This window comes from Streptomyces sp. LMG1-1-1.1, from assembly GCF_040815545.1.
GTDB lineage: Bacteria > Actinomycetota > Actinomycetes > Streptomycetales > Streptomycetaceae > Streptomyces.
In genome coordinates, this window is record NZ_JBFPNH010000020.1 from 43,869 (window position 1) to 59,922 (window position 16,054).

A 16,054-nucleotide genomic window follows, 5' to 3' on the forward strand; every position below is an offset into this window, starting at 1 on the left:
TGCGGGCGCCCCGCCGGTCGGGACGGTCAGCCCGCGACGAGCAGGGCCTCCGACGCCACCGGGCGGTAGCCGGCCGCCTGGAAGGTCCGGACGCTGCGGGCGTTGCCGGGGGACTGCTGGGCCCACACCACGTCGCCGGGCGTGAGGTGGCGGGCCGCCGTCGCCAGCGCGCGGCCCAGGCCCCGGTGGCGCACCTCCTCGTCCACCTCGATCGCCGCCTCCCAGCGGCCCGCGACGCCCCGGCCCAGGACCAGCACCCCGCCGTCGGCCGCCCACACCCGGACGTCGTCGCGGAACTTCAGGGCCCGCGCCACCCGGGGGTGGTCCGGGTCGTCGAGCTCGCGGAGCTCCAGCGGGGGAGCGCCCGGCAGGCGGTCGGCCACCGTCAGCAGGTCGATCGTGTTCATGTGCAGGCCCGTGCGGGCCATCAGGGCGACCAGGAAGCCGGGGTTCATGCTCGCCGCGAGCGGGTCGCTCGACGTGGCCGCCAGCTCGGCCCGTACCCACGCCGGGTCGGCGTCCGTGAAGACCACCGAGTGGGCCGTGAAGGCCAGCACCCCGGCGTCCCGGGGGTTCGGCTGCCGCACCACCGTCGTCGTACCGTCCGGGGCCGGGAACCGCCCGCGTGCCGCATCCGCCAGTATCCGTGCCACGTCACTCATACCCCCATCATCCGGCAGGGGCGGGCCAGCTACTCTGACCCCCGTCAGATAAGCACCGAGAAGGGGCGGAAGCAGTGGCGGACATCGAGTCGGCACGTACGGCATTCAACCAGTTCGACGCGGACGGCGACGGCTTCATCACCGCCGCGGAGTACAAGAGCCTCATGGCGCGCCACGGCGACTTCAACGTCACCGAGACGGTCGCCGAGGTCCTCATCAAGCAGCGTGACGACAACGGCGACGGCGTCCTGTCCTGGGACGAGTTCTGGGCGCACTACAGCAAGGCGTGACCCGCCCGCCCGGGTGGGCGGCGCAACGCTGAGTTGCCGCCCGCCCGGGGCTCGGTGACGATCGTCCGGTGACGCTTCCCGGACCCTTCGGTACCCCGAGCCGTCTGACGGCGGCGGTCGTCGCCGCGGTCGCCCTCCTCGCCGCCGCCCTGCTCGGCGCCGGTCTCGCGCAGACGGGCACCGGCGAACTGCGGATACCGGCCGCCGGCACCACCTCGCTGCTGCGCCTCCTCGTCCTCGCCGGCCTCGCCGTGCAGATCGGCGAACTCGCCGGGCGCCGGATCGCCGGAGCGGGCCCCCTGCCGCGGAGCCGCTCCGCGCCCGCCGCGCTGGTCGCCGCGGCCGCCTCCGCCGGACTCCTGCTGCTCTTCACGGCCGTCAGCGGCCTGAGCCCCGCCGTCGTGTACGGGCTCCGCGAGGGCCGCCTGCTCCTCGTCACCGCGAACGCCTTCGCCCTCGCCGCCTTCTGCGCCGCCTCCCGGCGCCCCGGCCTCGCCGTCCTGCCGCTCGCCGTCGCCGTCGGCGCCGAGGCGCTGCGCGCCCACCCCGAGGCGCACCAGCAGGCCCTCGGGACCTGTCTGACCGTCGTCCACCTCACGGCCGCCTCGCTCTGGGCGGGCACCCTCCTGTACGTGCTCCGCACCATGCGGCTGCGCGGCGGCGGACGGGAGGTCCTGGCCCGCTACGCCCGGATGGCCGCCTGGACGTACGCCGCGCTGGTGGTCACCGGGACCGCCTCCACGCTCCGCAGGCTGCCGCTGGACGCCGTCCTGAGCACCGCCTACGGCCGGCTCCTCCTGGTGAAGCTGGTGTTCTTCGGCGGCGCGAGCCTGCTCGCCCTCGCCGCCCGGGGCCGGATGCTGTCCGGCGGGAACGCCCAGACACCCGCGCGCGTCGAGGCGTCCGTGCTCGCGGCGATCCTGGTCGTCTCGGCGCTGCTCACCGTGGTGCCGGACCCCCGCGGACTCGGGTACTGAGGCGGACCCGTGGAGCGTCAGCCCCGCCCGACCCCGCACGGCCGGCCCCGGGGAACCCCCGGGGCCGGCCGTGCGGGGTGAACGGTTCAGCACTCGATGATGTTCACCGCGAGACCGCCGCGCGCGGTCTCCTTGTACTTCACGCTCATGTCGGCACCCGTCTCCTTCATGGTCTTGATGACCTTGTCGAGGGAGACCAGGTGGCTGCCGTCGCCGCGCATCGACATCTTCGCCGCGGTGACCGCCTTGACCGACGCCATGCCGTTCCGCTCGATGCACGGGATCTGGACGAGACCGCCGACCGGGTCGCAGGTCAGGCCCAGGTTGTGCTCCATGCCGATCTCGGCCGCGTTCTCCACCTGCTCCGGGGAGCCGCCGAGGACCTCGGCGAGGGCGCCGGCCGCCATCGAGCAGGCCGAGCCGACCTCGCCCTGGCAGCCGACCTCGGCGCCGGAGATGGAGGCGTTCTCCTTGAAGAGCATGCCGACCGCGCCGGCCGCGAGCAGGAAGCGGACGATCCCGTCCTCGTCGGCGCCGGGGACGAAGTTCATGTAGTAGTGCAGGACGGCGGGGATGATGCCGGCCGCGCCGTTCGTCGGGGCGGTGACCACCCGGCCGCCCGCCGCGTTCTCCTCGTTCACGGCCATCGCGTAGAGGGTGATCCACTCCATCGCGTGCGCGGTCGGGTCGCCCTCGGAGCGCAGCTTGCGGGCCAGGGTGGAGGCGCGGCGGCGGACCTTCAGGCCGCCGGGCAGGATGCCCTCGCGGGACATGCCGCGCGAGACGCAGGCCTGCATGACCCGCCAGATCTCCAGGAGGCCCTCGCGGATCTCGTCCTCGGTGCGCCAGGCCTTCTCGTTCTCCAGCATCATCGAGGAGATCGAGAGCCCGGTCTCCTTCGCGAGGCGCAGCAGCTCGTCACCGGTCCGGAAGGGGTACTTCAGGACGGTGTCGTCGGGGACGATCGGGTTCTCGCCCTGCACGGCGTCCTCGTCCACGACGAAGCCGCCGCCGACCGAGTAGTACGTCTTCTCCAGGACGAGCCCGCCCTCCGCGTCGTACGCGAAGACCGTCATGCCGTTGGCGTGGTACGGGAGCGCCTTGCGTCGGTGCAGGATCAGGTCGGCGTCGAAGTCGAAGGGGATCTCGTGGGCGCCGAGCAGGTTGATCCGGCCGCTCTCCTTGATCCGCTCGAACTCCGCGTCGGCGGTCTCGACGTTCACGGTGCGGGGCGAGTTGCCCTCCAGGCCGAGGAGCACCGCCTTGGGGGTGCCGTGGCCGTGGCCGGTCGCGCCGAGCGAGCCGTACAGCTCCGCTCGTATGGTCGCCGTGTGGGCGAGCAGCCCCTCGTTCTTCAGCCGGCGCGCGAACATCCGCGCCGCACGCATGGGCCCCACCGTGTGGGAGCTCGACGGGCCGATGCCGATCGAGAACAGGTCGAAGACCGAGATGGCCACGGTAGGACTCCTTGTGGGGGGCTAGACGCCGTTGTCTGCCGGGGTGGAGCAGAAAGGCTGAGCATGGAACGGGGCACCGCGCTCACTGTCCAGTGTGCGCGGTGCCCCGGAGCTTTCGTACGAACAAAAGCGTACGAAATTACTTCAGGCCGGGGTACAGCGGGTGCTTGTCCGCCAGGGCGGTCACCCGGGCCTTGAGCGCCTCGGCCTTGTCGGCGTCGAAGCCCGGCTTCAGGGTCTCCGCGATGATGTCGCCGACCTCGGTGAAGTCGTCCGCCTGGAAACCGCGGGTCGCGAGCGCCGGCGTACCGATGCGCAGACCGGAGGTGACCATCGGCGGGCGCGGGTCGTTCGGAACGGCGTTCCGGTTGACCGTGATGCCGACCTCGTGGAGACGGTCCTCGGCCTGCTGGCCGTCCAGCTCGCTGTCGCGCAGGTCGACGAGGAGCAGGTGCACGTCCGTGCCGCCGGACAGGACCGAGACACCGTGGGCGGTGACGTCGTCCTGGACCAGGCGCTCGGCGATGATGCGGGCGCCGTCCAGGGTGCGCTGCTGGCGCTCCTTGAACTCCTCCGAGGCCGCGACCTTGAAGGAGACGGCCTTGGCCGCGATCACGTGCTCCAGCGGGCCGCCCTGGAAGCCGGGGAAGACCGAGGAGTTCAGCTTCTTCGCGAACTCCTTCTTCGCCAGGATGATGCCGCCGCGGGGGCCGCCGAGCGTCTTGTGCGTGGTGGAGGTCACCACGTCCGCGTACTCGACCGGGTTCGGGTGCAGACCGGCCGCGACCAGGCCCGCGAAGTGGGCCATGTCGACCCACAGGTAGGCCTCGACCTCGTCGGCGATCCGGCGGAACTCCGCGAAATCCAGCTGGCGCGGGTAGGCGGACCAGCCCGCGATGATCACCTTCGGGCGGTGCTCCTTGGCGAGGCGCTCGACCTCGGCCATGTCGACCAGACCGGCCTCGTCCACGTGGTACGCGACCACGTTGAACTGCTTGCCCGAGAAGTTCAGGCGCATGCCGTGGGTCAGGTGACCGCCGTGCGCCAGGTCCAGACCCAGGATCGTGTCGCCGGGCTGGGCGATGGCGAAGAGGGCGGCCTGGTTCGCGGAGGCGCCGGAGTGCGGCTGGACGTTGGCGTACTCGGCGCCGAACAGGTCCTTGATCCGGTCGATCGCGATCTGCTCGGCCACGTCGACGTGCTCGCAGCCGCCGTAGTAGCGGCGGCCCGGGTAGCCCTCGGCGTACTTGTTGGTGAGGACGGAGCCCTGGGCCTCCATGACGGCGACCGGAGCGAAGTTCTCCGACGCGATCATCTCGAGGGTGGACTGCTGACGGCGGAGCTCGGCGTCGACGGCGGCGGCGACGTCGGGGTCCAGCTCGTGGAGGGGAGTGTTCAGAAGCGACATGAATCGATCCCTAGGGGGTCTCGGTTAGCCGGCGGTGAAGGCGGTGTACTCGTCGGCGGAGAGCAGGTCCTTCGGCTCACCGTCGAGGCGCACCTTGAACAGCCAGCCGCCCTCGAACGGGGCGGTGTTCACCAGCGCCGGGTCGTCGACGACGTCCTGGTTCACCGCGACGACCTCGCCGGTCACCGGGGAGTACAGGTCGCTGACGGACTTGGTCGACTCCAGCTCACCGCAGTCCTCGCCCGCGGTCACGGTGCTGCCGACCTCGGGAAGCTGCACGTACACGATGTCGCCGAGCGCGTTCGCCGCGTGCTCGGTGATGCCGACGGTGGCGACGCCGTCAACGGCGTCCGTCAGCCACTCGTGCTCCTTGCTGTAGCGGAGCTGCTGGGGGTTGCTCATGGCCTGATTCTCCTGGATCGGGGGAGTGCTGATGTACGTGGGTCTTGCGGGGTGAGACGCCGGGTGAGACGACTGCGTCACTTCTGGCGCTTGTAGAACGGCAGAGCCACGACCTCGTAGGGCTCGTGGGTACCGCGGATGTCCACACCTACACCCGCGGTGCCGGGAGCCGCGTGCGCCGCGTCGACGTACGCGATGGCGATCGGCTTGCCGAGGGTCGGGGACGGGGCGCCCGAGGTGATCTCGCCGACGACCTCGCCGCCGGAGACGACCGAGAAGCCCGCGCGCGGGACGCGGCGGCCCTCGGCGATCAGGCCGACCAGCTTGCGCGGCGGCGCGGTCTCGGCGCGCTCGGCGGCGGCCTCCAGCGCCTTGCGGCCGACGAAGTCGCCGGGCTTCTCGAACTTCACGACCCGGCCGAGGCCCGCGTCGAAGGGGGTGAGGGCGGTGGTCAGCTCGTGGCCGTACAGCGGCATGCCCGCCTCCAGGCGGAGCGTGTCACGGCAGGACAGGCCGCAGGGGATCAGGCCGACGCCCGCGCCCGCCTCGGTCAGCGCCTTCCAGACGCCCTCCGCGTGCTCCGGCTTCAGGAACAGCTCGAAGCCGTCCTCGCCGGTGTAGCCGGTACGGGCGATCAGCGCGGGCACGCCCGCGACCGTGCCGGGCAGGCCGGCGTAGTACTTCAGGCCGTCCAGGTCGGCGTCCGTGATCGACTTCAGGATGCCGGGGGACTCCGGGCCCTGGACCGCGATCAGGGCGTACGCGTCACGGTCGTCGCGCACCTCGGCGTCGAAGCCCTCCGCGCGGGCCACGAGCGCGTCCAGGACGATCTGCGCGTTGGAGGCGTTGGCGACGACCATGTAGGGAGAGGACCCGGCCTCGGTCTCGGCGAGGCGGTAGACGATCAGGTCGTCGAGGATGCCGCCGTCCTCCTGGCAGATCATCGTGTAGCGCGCGCGGCCGACGCCGATCGTGGAGATGTTGCCGACCAGGGCGTAGTCGAGCAGTTCCGCGGCCTGCGGGCCGGTGACCGTGATCTCGCCCATGTGGGAGAGGTCGAAGAGGCCGGCCTTCGTGCGGACGGCGTTGTGCTCGTCGCGCTCGCTGGCGTACCGCAGCGGCATGTCCCAGCCCGCGAAGTCGGTCATGGTCGCGCCCAGCGAACGATGCAGGGCATCGAGGGCGGTCAGACGGGGGGCAGTGCTCATGGGGTGGCTCCCGGGTCCCAAGGGCGTGATCGGTGACGAAACACATGACGGGCGAGGACGTCCTCCCCATCTGTCATGGAACCTGAGAGGTTCACCGAGAGCATCTCGTCACCGAGAGATCGGCTTGCACCTTGGGTGGGGACACGGCACGGTGTCCCGCTTTTCAGATCTGCCTCATCCGCGCGGTACGGGGCCTGAGAGATTCAAGGGAGGGTCTTGCTCCTTCGGCGTCCGGACGCCGTCGGCGGCCCGGAACTCTCCCGCGCGGATTCGAGCGGCCGGTATGCGATTGTGTGGCGACTGTGCGCGCCTGGCGCGCACATCATTGCATGCGGTGTCGGCGGGGCAAATCGCTTGTGTCTCATTACCGTTTCTTTACACTTCGTGGGCAAGGGTCTCCTCAGGTCTCCTGAGACCCGACAGGGGGGAGCGCGATGAGGATCGAGCACACCGGCGCGTACGCGACCGGCACCGGCATACCGGCCCAGCGGGCCCGCGCCAGGACCCGCCGCCGCGGACGGATCCTGCGCGACCTCCGCGAGCGCGGCGACCGCGGCCCCCGCGCCCTCGTCTTCGCCGCCGGCGACCTCGTCGTCGTCTCCGGGCTGCCCGGCAGCGGCAAGTCCACCCTCATGAAGCGGGCCGCCGAGGGCCACGGCATCGACTCCCAGGACGCCCGCGAGCGCTGGGAGCTCCGTATGCCCCGCCTCCTGCCGTACGCCGTCTACCGCCCCCTCGTCCGCCTCGCGCACTACGCCGGGCTCCGCCGCGTCCTGCGCTCCGGCGCGAGCGCGATCGTCCACGACTGCGGCACCCAGTCCTGGGTGCGCGGCTGGCTCGCCCGCGAGGCCCGCCGCCGGGGCAGCGCCCTGCACCTGGTCCTCCTCGACGTGACCCCGGACACGGCGCGGGCCGGGCAGGACGCCCGGGGCCGCGGCGTATCCGTCTACGCCTTCGCCCGGCACCGGCGGGCCGTCGGCCGGCTGCTGCGGGCCGCCGAGTCCGGCAGCCTCCCGCCCGGCTGCGCCTCCGTCACCCTCCTCGACCGCGCCGCCGCCGACACCCTCCGCCGCATCTCCTTCCGCGACGCCGCCTGACCGCGGCGGGGGACCCGTACCCTCCCTTTTGGCCACGGCGGCGCCGGGGCGGCGTTAGGGTGCTGCCGGGCGGCCGGTGCGGCAGGCCGTGCGAGAAGGGGAAACGCGACCGTGGACGTGACGTGGCCGGGCAACGAGCTCGAAGAGGTCCTTGCCGCCTCACTCGGCAACCCCGCGGCCGGAGGCCGGCTCGTCGAGGTGCTGGGCCGCAGCCAGGTCTGGGTGCCCCTGCCGAACGGCGGCGGCCCCGACAGCCCCGACCTCGACCTCGCCACCATGGAGATCGACGGCGCGGCCTACGTCCCCGTCTTCAGCTCCGAACAGCAGTTCCTCGCCTGTGTCGGTGACCACATGTCGTTCGCCGTCGCCCCCGCCCGCGACTTCGCCCGCGGCCTGCCCCCGCAGCTCGGCATCGCCCTGAACCCGGGCGGCGCCGCCGGGGTCCCGCTGCCCCCGCCCGCCGTCGCCGAGCTCTGCCGCACCGGCCGCACCCCGCTCGACGGCCCCGCCACCGGCGGCCGCGTCCGGCTCTTCGAGCCCGACTGGCAGGACGACCCGGTCGACTTCCTCGCCGCGGCCTCCGCCGAGTTCGAGGCCACCGGCGTCGTCACCAGCGCCCGCCGCGCGCTCGCCAGCGTCGAGGGCACCGAACCCGCCCTCTTCATCGGCGTCCAGCTCGCCCACTGGGAGGGCGCCGACCGCAACGCGCCCCTGGACGCCCTCGGCCGCGCGCTCGGCCGGGTCGAGGTCGCCTGGCCGGTCAACCTCATCCTGCTCGACATGGCGCAGGACCCGGTCGGCGACTGGATGCTGGAGCGGGTGCGCCCGTTCTACCAGCGCGCCGCCGTGTGAGCGGCCCCCTGTTTAAGCTGAACTGACCGGTGAGCCGAACCGACTCGGCAGCGGCACGGAAGCCGCGCGGACATGGTGGACGGAATGAGGGGCGGGGACCCATGGTGAGCGCGTCAGGCACCGCTGCGGCCGGCGAGGTCGAGCGCATGCTGCGCGAGGTGGCACCCGGACGCTACGACGCGTACGAGCAGTTGCTGCACGCCCTCGCCGACGGCGAACTCTGGATGCTGCTCTGGCACGGTTCGCCCGGCTCCTCCGACGCCCAGTACGGGAACATGGAGGTCGACGGCTTCGGCTACGCGCCCTGCGTCACCTCCCCCCAGGAACTCGCCGCCTCCGGCTGGAACCGCGCCCACGAGCTCGTCACCGGCCGCGACATCGCACGCGCCCTCTACCCCGACCGCTGGGGCGTCTGGCTGAATCCGCACGCCCCCGGCGGCGGCGTCGGCATCCCCTGGGCCGACCTGCGCCGGATCGCCACCGGTCTCGACCGCATGCCGGCCGGACCGCTCCGCGTCTCCGAGCCGACCCTGGAGATCCCGCAGTTCTACGCCCTGCTCACGCAGAACGCGCACCGCACCCCGGCGGTCCGGGCGCTGCGCCGCGGCTGGGTGCAGCCCGCGCTCGGCTCCCCGTACCTCGCCATCGGTCTCGACCTGTACGACACCTCGGCGGCGGCCGTCGACACGGTCCGCTCGATGATGCGCCAGTCGATCGGCTCCGTACCCGATGGGCTGCCCGTCTCGACGGTCGCCCTCTCCGACGCGTACGACCCGGTGGCGCTCTGGCTGCGGGCGAACGCGCGCCCGTTCTACGACCGCGAGGCGCACGCCGGTCGCGGTTCCGCCGCCGTTCCGGGGTACGGGTACCCGCCGTCGGCGCCGTCCGCATACTGAGACACCTCATTTCCCTCCGTACGCCCCAGAGGTCCCGCCGGACCTCGTCGGGGCCCTTCTTTCGCCCCAATTGAGGAGCTCAAAAGCCACGTTGGGCGACATGCCCGATTGTGGCGAAGAGGACCCGAGATGGTCCGCTCACGTGATCACGACGTCCGGATAACGGAAGTCGCAGCACCGCATCACGTTTGAGCAAACATTCCTCGTCAGGGCTGGCGGGTGATCACAAGCGCACTGAAGACTCCCCGGAACACCGGGTGTTCGGCTCCTTTCGAGCAGATGCCCAGCATTTTGTTCCACCGAGCCGCTACCCGCGGCGGGCAAGGGCCGGCTACCGGCGGCCGAGAGGGGTCCTCACCACGATGACGGCACCACTGCACGAGACGAGTGCGGGCGAGGCGACCGCCACCGTCGACGGCGCGCCCGACGCACCCGGCACCCCGGACGCCCCCGGCACCACCGCCAAGGCGATCGAGGGCCGCTCGCCCTGGAAGATCGCCTGGACCCGCCTCAAGCGCGACAAGCTCGCCCTCGCCGGCGCCTTCGTCGTCGGCTTCCTCGTCCTGGTCGCGATCTTCGCCCCGGTCATCGTCAGCCTCCTCGGCCACCCGCCGGACGAGTTCCACGAGGACCAGATCGACCCGCTCTTCGGCACCCCGATCGGCTCCTGGGGCGGCGCCAGCTCCGACTTCCTCTTCGGCGTCGAGCCCGTCAACGGCCGCGACGTCTTCAGCCGCATCGTCTACGGCGCCCGGATCTCGCTGCTCGTCGCCTTCCTGGCGGCGGTCTTCGCCGTGGCCCTCGGCACCGTGCTCGGCATCATCGCCGGCTACTTCGGTGGCTGGATCGACGCGGCCCTCAGCCGGGTCATGGACGTCATGCTCGCCTTCCCGCAGCTGCTCTTCACGATCGCCCTGGTCTCGGTGCTGCCGAACCAGTTCCTCGGACTCGACGGCTCGGGCGTCCGCATCGCCGCCCTGGTGCTCGTGATCGGCTTCTTCGGCTGGCCGTACGTGGGCCGCATCGTCCGCGGCCAGACCCTCTCGCTGCGCAACCGCGAGTACGTCGAGGCCGCCCAGAGCCTGGGCGCCGGCCGCTTCTACATCCTGCGCCGCGAGCTGCTGCCCAACCTGATCGCGCCGATCACGGTCTACGCGACCCTCATGATTCCCACCAACATCCTCACCGAAGCGGCGCTCAGCTTCCTCGGCGCGGGTGTGAAGCCTCCCACCGCTTCCTGGGGGCAGATGCTGTCGACGGCCATCACGACCTACGAAGCGGACCCCCTCTTCATGGTGATCCCCGGCCTCGCGATCTTCATCACCGTCCTGGCGTTCAACCTCTTCGGCGACGGCGTGCGTGACGCGCTCGACCCGAAGGGCTCCCGCTGACCGTTCGCCGACGACACGCAAGACCCGCCCCTGCCGCTGCCGACAGGAGGCCCATCCCCACTCGGCGGACCGCCGTAACGGCCGCCACTATCCCGGAGGTTGTTGGACCCATGCTGAAGAGCTCCCAGCGCAGAATCGCCGCGGGCGCGCTGCTTGCCGCGGCCACGATGGTCGCCGCCACGGCTTGTGGTGGCGGTGCCAAGTCCGGTGACGGCGGCAACGGCAAGACCAGCGCGGCCGGCTTCAACGCCGCCGTGAACAAGGTCGCCAGCCCCTCCACCAAGAAGGGCGGCGAGCTGAAGTTCATCGGCTCGCAGGAGGCCGACTCGTGGGACCCGCAGCGCGGTTACTACGGCTTCGTGTGGGACTTCCAGCGCTACTACACGCGCCAGCTCGTCACCTTCAAGGCCGAGCCGGGCTCCGCCTCGACCGAGCTCGTCCCGGACCTCGCCACCGACGCCGGCAAGATCTCGGCGGACGGCCTCACCTACACCTTCACGCTGAAGGACGGGGTGACCTGGGAGGACGGCAAGCCGATCACCTCCAAGGACATCAAGTACGGCATCGAGCGCGTCTGGGCCCAGGACGTCATCTCCGGCGGCCCGATCTACCTCCAGCAGGTCCTCGACCCCAAGAGCGAGTACAAGGGTCCCTACAAGGACACCTCCGCGGACAAGCTCGGCCTGAAGGCCATCGAGACCCCGGACGACAAGACCATCATCTTCAAGCTGCCGGTCGCCAACGGCGACTTCCTGCAGATGCTGGCCATGCCCGCCGCCTCCCCGGTCCGCCAGGACAAGGACACCAAGGCCAAGTACGGACTGAACGTCTTCTCCTCCGGCCCGTACAAGTGGCAGTCGTACACGCCGAACAAGTCCATGAAGCTGGTCCGCAACGACAAGTGGGACCAGAAGACGGACAACGTCCGCAAGGCGCTTCCGGACACCATCAGCGTCACGTTCACCACGAACGCCGACGACATGGACAACCGCCTGATCGAGGGCGAGTACGACCTCGACATCAACGCGACCGGTGTCGGCGCCTCCGCCCGCCAGAAGGTTCTCCAGCAGCACAAGGAGAACGCGGACAACCCGCAGACGGGCTTCATCCGCTACGCGGTCTTCCCGCAGACGGTCATCCCGAACATCGAGTGCCGCAAGGCGATCATCTACGCCGCCGACTCGAAGTCCCTCCAGACCGCCCGTGGTGGCCCGCAGGCCGGTGGCGACATCGCCTCCAACATGCTTCCGCCGGGGCTGAAGGGTGCCGACCCGAAGGCCGACCCGTACGGCAAGCTCGGTGGCGCGCCGGACCTGGCCAAGGCCAAGGAAGCGCTCGCGAAGTGCGGCAAGCCGAACGGCTTCAAGACCACGATCGCGGTCCGCAACAACAAGAAGATCGAGATCGCGACCGCCGAGTCCCTCCAGCAGTCGCTGAAGGCCGTCGGCATCGAGGCCGAGATCGACCAGTTCGACGGCGCCCAGACGTCCGGCATCATCGGTTCGCCGAAGGTCGTCAAGGACAAGGGCTACGGCATCATCATCATGGGCTGGGGCGCCGACTTCCCGACCGGCCAGGGCTTCCTCCAGCCGCTGACGGACGGCCGCTTCATCCTGCAGAGCGGTAACAACAACTTCTCCGAGCTGAACGACCCGGCCGTCAACGGCCTGTTCGACCAGGCGCTGAAGGAGACCGACCCCGACAAGGCCGGCGAGCTCTACAAGCAGATCAACGCGAAGGTGTCGGAGGCCGCGGTCTACCTGCCCTTCACCCACGAGAAGAACATCATCTGGCGCAGCTCCCGGCTGACCAACGTCTACACGGCGGACGCCTACAACGGCCGCTACGACTACGCGTCGCTCGGCGTCGTCAAGTAATCCGACCCGCTCCACCGGCGCACCACCCGCCGCCAGGTCCGAAGGGCAGGTGATGGCCGTGGGCGGCGGCCGGGGACCCCGATCGGGTTCCCCGGCCGCCGACCGGCCGACCGCATGCTTGCATACATAGTCCGACGGCTCTTCGCAGTCGTCGCGATGCTGCTCGTCGTCACGCTCGTGACGCTCAGCATCTTCTTCCTCATCCCCAAGATGACCGGCAGCGACCCTGCCGCGATGTTCGTCGGCAAGCAGGCGGATCCGGCTTCCATCGAGGCCGTCCGGCAGAAGCTGGGCCTGGACGAGCCGATCCTGGTGCAGTTCTGGCACTTCGTCTCCGGCATCTTCGTCGGCCGGGACTACACCGGCGGCGGCGACACGATCCACTGCGCCGCGCCGTGCTTCGGCTACTCGTTCCGCACCGAGCAGGACGTCTCGGCGATGCTCGTCGACGCCTTCCCGGTCACCCTGTCCATGGTCATCGGCGCCGCCGTGCTGTGGCTGGTTCTCGGCGTCTCCACGGGCGTGGTCTCCGCGCTCAAGCGGGGCACGATCGTCGACCGCGCGGCGATGATCACCGCGCTGGCCGGCGTCTCGCTCCCCATCTTCTTCACGGCCATGCTGGCGATGCTCGTCTTCCGCACCCAGCTGGGCTGGCTCAACGCCACGTACATACCGATCACCGAGTCCTTCGGCGGCTGGTTCGGCGGCCTGCTCCTGCCCTGGGTCACCCTCGCCTTCCTGTACGCGGCGATGTACGCGCGGCTCACCCGCGCCACCATGCTGGAGGTCCTCGGCGAGGACTACATCCGCACCGCCCGGGCCAAGGGTCTGCCGGAGTCCGTCGTGCTCGGCAAGCACGCCATGCGCTCCACCATGACCCCGATCCTGACCATCTTCGGCATGGACCTCGGCGCCCTCGTCGGCGGCGCGATCCTGACGGAGACCGCGTTCAGCCTGCACGGCCTCGGCGGCCTCGCCATCAAGGGCGTGAGCGAGCGCGACCTGCCGCTGATCCTGGCCGTCACCCTCATCACCGCCGCGTGCGTCGTCATCGCGAACCTCGTGGTGGACCTGCTGTACGCGGTGATCGACCCCCGAGTGAGGCTCGCATGACGGACAAGCTGACGAAGACGGGCGCGGCGGTGGGCGAACCCGTCGCCACCGGCTCCGCCCCCTCCGACGCCTTCCTCGACGTCCGCGACCTGAAGATCCACTTCCCGACCGACGACGGTCTGGTCAAGTCGGTCGACGGCCTCAGCTTCCAGCTGGAGAAGGGCAAGACCCTCGGCATCGTGGGCGAGTCCGGCTCCGGCAAGTCGGTCACCTCGCTCGGCATCATGGGCCTGCACACGGTCGGCCAGTACGGCCGCCAGAAGGCGCGGATCTCCGGCGAGATCTGGCTCAACGGCCGCGAGCTGCTCTCAGCGGACCCGGACGAGGTCCGCCGGATGCGCGGCCGCGAGATGGCGATGATCTTCCAGGACCCGCTGTCCGCGATGCACCCGTACTACTCGGTCGGCCACCAGATCGTGGAGGCGTACCGCGTCCACAACAACGTCGACAAGAAGACGGCGAAGAAGCGGGCCGTCGAACTCCTCGACCGGGTCGGCATCCCCGAGCCCGCCAAGCGGTTCGACAACTACCCGCACGAGTTCTCCGGCGGCATGCGCCAGCGCGCGATGATCGCCATGGCGCTCGTCAACAACCCGGAACTGCTCATCGCCGACGAGCCGACCACCGCGCTCGACGTCACCGTGCAGGCCCAGATCCTCGACCTGATGCGGGACCTCCAGAAGGAGTTCGGCTCCGCGGTCGTCATCATCACCCACGACCTCGGCGTCGTCGCCGAGCTCGCCGACGACATCCTCGTCATGTACGGCGGGCGCTGCGTCGAGCGCGGCCCGGCCGAGTCCGTCTTCTACGAGCCGCAGCACCCCTACACCTGGGGCCTGCTCGGCTCGATGCCGAGGATCGACCGCGACCAGACCGACCGGCTCATCCCGGTCAAGGGCAACCCGCCCAGCCTCATCAACATCCCGAGCGGCTGCGCCTTCAACCCACGCTGCCCTTACGCGGACGTTCCCAAGGGCGGCATCACCCGCACCCAGCGGCCCGAACTGGCCCTGGCCGGAGAGCGCCACTACTCGGCCTGCCACATGTCGCAGGAGGAGCGCACCCGCATCTGGACCGAAGAGATTGCGCCGAAACTGTGAGCGACAACATGGAACCCCTGCTCAGGGTCAGCGGCCTGAAGAAGCACTTCCCCATCAGGAAGGGTCTTCTCCAGCGCCAGACCGGCGCGGTCAAGGCGGTCGACGGGATCGACTTCGAGGTCTACCCCGGTGAGACCCTCGGCGTCGTCGGCGAGTCCGGCTGCGGCAAGTCCACGATGGGCCGGCTCATCACCCGGCTCCTCGAACCCACCGACGGCACCGTCGAGTTCCAGGGCACGGACATCTCCCACCTCGGCGTCGCGGGCATGCGGCCGCTCCGCCGGGACATCCAGATGATCTTCCAGGACCCGTACGGCTCGCTGAACCCGCGCCACACGGTCGGCACGATCGTCTCCGCGCCGTTCAAGCTCCAGGGCGTCGAGCCCGAGGGCGGCGTGAAGAAGGAGGTCCAGCGCCTCCTCGGCCTCGTCGGCCTCAACCCCGAGCACTACAACCGCTACCCGCACGAGTTCTCCGGCGGCCAGCGCCAGCGCATCGGCATCGCCCGCGCGCTCGCCCTCAAGCCGAAGCTCGTCGTCGCGGACGAGCCCGTCTCCGCCCTGGACGTCTCCATCCAGGCGCAGGTGGTCAACCTCCTGGACGACCTCCAGCAGGAGCTCGGCCTCACGTACGTGATCATCGCGCACGACCTCTCGGTCATCCGCCACGTCTCGGACCGCATCGCCGTCATGTACCTCGGCAAGGTCGTCGAGCTCGCGGACCGCAAGTCGCTGTACGAGAACCCGATGCACCCGTACACCCGCGCCCTGATGTCGGCGGTCCCCATCCCGGACCCCCGCCGCAGGGGCGCCAAGAACGAGCGCATCCTCCTCACCGGCGACGTGCCCTCGCCGATCGCCCCGCCCCCGGGCTGCCGCTTCCACACCCGCTGCTGGAAGGCCACCGACCTCTGCCGGACCCAGGAGCCGCCGCTCCTCGAACTCCGTCCCGGTCAGCGTGTCGCCTGCCACCACCCGGAGAACGCGGACTCCCTGACCGTGCCCGCCGCGCGTGAGTCGGTCGAGGTGGCGATCACCCCGAAGCCGGAGCCGGTGGAGCCGGTGTCGAAGGAGCCGGTGTCGAAGGACGCGGAGCCGGAGTCGGAAGGCCCGGAGTCGGAAGGTGCCGAGCCGGTGGCGGCCGACGCCGACGCGGACGCCGACGCCGAGGCCTCCGAGCCCGCCGCCGAGGACGACGCGCCGAAGGCGTGACCTCCCGAGGCCCCCAGAGGCCCCCGGTGCCCCACGGCGCCGGGGGCCTCTGCCGTGCCCGTTCCCGTGCCCGTGCTGGTGCCCGTGCCCGTGCCCACCCGCCCGCGACGGAC

15 protein-coding genes and 2 riboswitches are annotated in these 16,054 nt (G+C 70.8%); of the genes, 10 read left to right on the forward strand and 5 right to left on the reverse strand.

Annotated elements, in window-relative coordinates:
* Nucleotides 1–26: 26 nt before the first annotated feature.
* Nucleotides 27–662: a GNAT family N-acetyltransferase gene (locus MRBLMG1_RS10250; RefSeq protein WP_367822931.1), complete on the reverse strand. Its 636-nt coding sequence runs from the start codon at nt 660–662 to the stop codon at nt 27–29.
* Between the two features lie 74 nt (nt 663–736).
* Between MRBLMG1_RS10250 and MRBLMG1_RS10255 the strand changes: the two genes are divergently transcribed.
* Nucleotides 737–952, forward strand: coding sequence for an EF-hand domain-containing protein (locus MRBLMG1_RS10255; protein ID WP_017236050.1), 216 nt, complete (start codon nt 737–739; stop codon nt 950–952).
* A 68-nt stretch (nt 953–1,020) separates the two neighbouring features.
* Complete coding sequence (locus tag MRBLMG1_RS10260) at nt 1,021–1,929, forward strand: CopD family protein (RefSeq protein WP_367822933.1); 909 nt, start codon at nt 1,021–1,023, stop codon at nt 1,927–1,929.
* A gap of 86 nt (nt 1,930–2,015) precedes the next feature.
* Here MRBLMG1_RS10260 and MRBLMG1_RS10265 read toward each other — a convergent pair whose 3' ends face one another.
* The 4 genes from MRBLMG1_RS10265 to gcvT all read right to left on the reverse strand — a co-directional run bounded on the left by MRBLMG1_RS10265 (nt 2,016) and on the right by gcvT (nt 6,404).
* Nucleotides 2,016–3,386: an L-serine ammonia-lyase gene (locus MRBLMG1_RS10265; protein WP_367822935.1), complete on the reverse strand. Its 1,371-nt coding sequence runs from the start codon at nt 3,384–3,386 to the stop codon at nt 2,016–2,018.
* Nucleotides 3,387–3,525: 139 nt separating this feature from the next.
* Nucleotides 3,526–4,794 carry a serine hydroxymethyltransferase gene (gene glyA / locus MRBLMG1_RS10270; protein WP_367822937.1) on the reverse strand — a complete coding sequence of 423 codons (1,269 nt, stop codon included), beginning with the start codon at nt 4,792–4,794 and terminating at the stop codon, nt 3,526–3,528.
* 24 nt (nt 4,795–4,818) lie between these two features.
* Complete coding sequence (gene gcvH, locus MRBLMG1_RS10275; protein ID WP_367822939.1) at nt 4,819–5,196, reverse strand: glycine cleavage system protein GcvH; 378 nt, start codon at nt 5,194–5,196, stop codon at nt 4,819–4,821.
* 77 nt (nt 5,197–5,273) lie between these two features.
* Entirely contained in the window at nt 5,274–6,404 is a 1,131-nt protein-coding gene (gcvT, locus tag MRBLMG1_RS10280; RefSeq protein ID WP_367822940.1) for a glycine cleavage system aminomethyltransferase GcvT, read from the reverse strand.
* A 60-nt stretch (nt 6,405–6,464) separates the two neighbouring features.
* Nucleotides 6,465–6,576: riboswitch (glycine riboswitch) on the reverse strand.
* 1 nt (nt 6,577) lies between these two features.
* Nucleotides 6,578–6,677, reverse strand: a riboswitch (glycine riboswitch).
* A gap of 161 nt (nt 6,678–6,838) precedes the next feature.
* On the opposite strand from gcvT, the gene MRBLMG1_RS10285 reads away from it, so the two are divergent.
* From MRBLMG1_RS10285 to MRBLMG1_RS10320, 8 genes are all read left to right on the forward strand, one after another.
* Nucleotides 6,839–7,501 carry an AAA family ATPase gene (locus tag MRBLMG1_RS10285; protein WP_367822942.1) on the forward strand — a complete coding sequence of 221 codons (663 nt, stop codon included), beginning with the start codon at nt 6,839–6,841 and terminating at the stop codon, nt 7,499–7,501.
* Nucleotides 7,502–7,612: 111 nt separating this feature from the next.
* Complete coding sequence (locus tag MRBLMG1_RS10290) at nt 7,613–8,353, forward strand: enhanced serine sensitivity protein SseB (RefSeq protein ID WP_367822944.1); 741 nt, start codon at nt 7,613–7,615, stop codon at nt 8,351–8,353.
* A 104-nt stretch (nt 8,354–8,457) separates the two neighbouring features.
* The gene (locus MRBLMG1_RS10295) at nt 8,458–9,249 is read left to right on the forward strand and encodes an enhanced serine sensitivity protein SseB C-terminal domain-containing protein (RefSeq protein ID WP_367823050.1); all 792 of its coding nucleotides are present in this window, start codon (nt 8,458–8,460) and stop codon (nt 9,247–9,249) included.
* Between the two features lie 362 nt (nt 9,250–9,611).
* Nucleotides 9,612–10,640 (forward strand): ABC transporter permease, encoded by a 1,029-nt coding sequence (locus MRBLMG1_RS10300; RefSeq protein WP_367822946.1) that lies wholly within the window; start codon nt 9,612–9,614, stop codon nt 10,638–10,640.
* Between the two features lie 110 nt (nt 10,641–10,750).
* Nucleotides 10,751–12,517 carry an ABC transporter substrate-binding protein gene (locus MRBLMG1_RS10305; protein WP_367822948.1) on the forward strand — a complete coding sequence of 589 codons (1,767 nt, stop codon included), beginning with the start codon at nt 10,751–10,753 and terminating at the stop codon, nt 12,515–12,517.
* A 114-nt stretch (nt 12,518–12,631) separates the two neighbouring features.
* Nucleotides 12,632–13,630 carry an ABC transporter permease gene (locus MRBLMG1_RS10310; protein ID WP_367822950.1) on the forward strand — a complete coding sequence of 333 codons (999 nt, stop codon included), beginning with the start codon at nt 12,632–12,634 and terminating at the stop codon, nt 13,628–13,630.
* Nucleotides 13,627–14,730, forward strand: coding sequence for an ABC transporter ATP-binding protein (locus MRBLMG1_RS10315; protein WP_367822952.1), 1,104 nt, complete (start codon nt 13,627–13,629; stop codon nt 14,728–14,730). The genes MRBLMG1_RS10310 and MRBLMG1_RS10315 overlap by 4 nt, the downstream gene beginning before the upstream one ends.
* Nucleotides 14,731–14,738: 8 nt before the next feature.
* Entirely contained in the window at nt 14,739–15,941 is a 1,203-nt protein-coding gene (locus MRBLMG1_RS10320; RefSeq protein ID WP_367823051.1) for an ABC transporter ATP-binding protein, read from the forward strand.
* Nucleotides 15,942–16,054 lie beyond the last annotated feature (113 nt).

Bases quoted from the DNA above. Each gene is read 5' to 3' on its own strand.
- MRBLMG1_RS10320 (WP_367823051.1), top strand. From the start codon at position 14,739: ATGGAACCCCTGCTCAGGGTCAGCGGCCTGAAGAAGCACTTCCCCATC.
- MRBLMG1_RS10285 (WP_367822942.1), top strand. From the start codon at position 6,839: ATGAGGATCGAGCACACCGGCGCGTACGCGACCGGCACCGGCATACCG.
- MRBLMG1_RS10315 (WP_367822952.1), top strand. From the start codon at position 13,627: ATGACGGACAAGCTGACGAAGACGGGCGCGGCGGTGGGCGAACCCGTC.
- MRBLMG1_RS10300 (WP_367822946.1), top strand. From the start codon at position 9,612: ATGACGGCACCACTGCACGAGACGAGTGCGGGCGAGGCGACCGCCACC.
- MRBLMG1_RS10310 (WP_367822950.1), top strand. From the start codon at position 12,632: ATGCTTGCATACATAGTCCGACGGCTCTTCGCAGTCGTCGCGATGCTG.
- gcvH (WP_367822939.1), bottom strand. From the start codon at position 5,196: ATGAGCAACCCCCAGCAGCTCCGCTACAGCAAGGAGCACGAGTGGCTG.
- MRBLMG1_RS10250 (WP_367822931.1), bottom strand. From the start codon at position 662: ATGAGTGACGTGGCACGGATACTGGCGGATGCGGCACGCGGGCGGTTC.
- gcvT (WP_367822940.1), bottom strand. From the start codon at position 6,404: ATGAGCACTGCCCCCCGTCTGACCGCCCTCGATGCCCTGCATCGTTCG.
- MRBLMG1_RS10305 (WP_367822948.1), top strand. From the start codon at position 10,751: ATGCTGAAGAGCTCCCAGCGCAGAATCGCCGCGGGCGCGCTGCTTGCC.
- glyA (WP_367822937.1), bottom strand. From the start codon at position 4,794: ATGTCGCTTCTGAACACTCCCCTCCACGAGCTGGACCCCGACGTCGCC.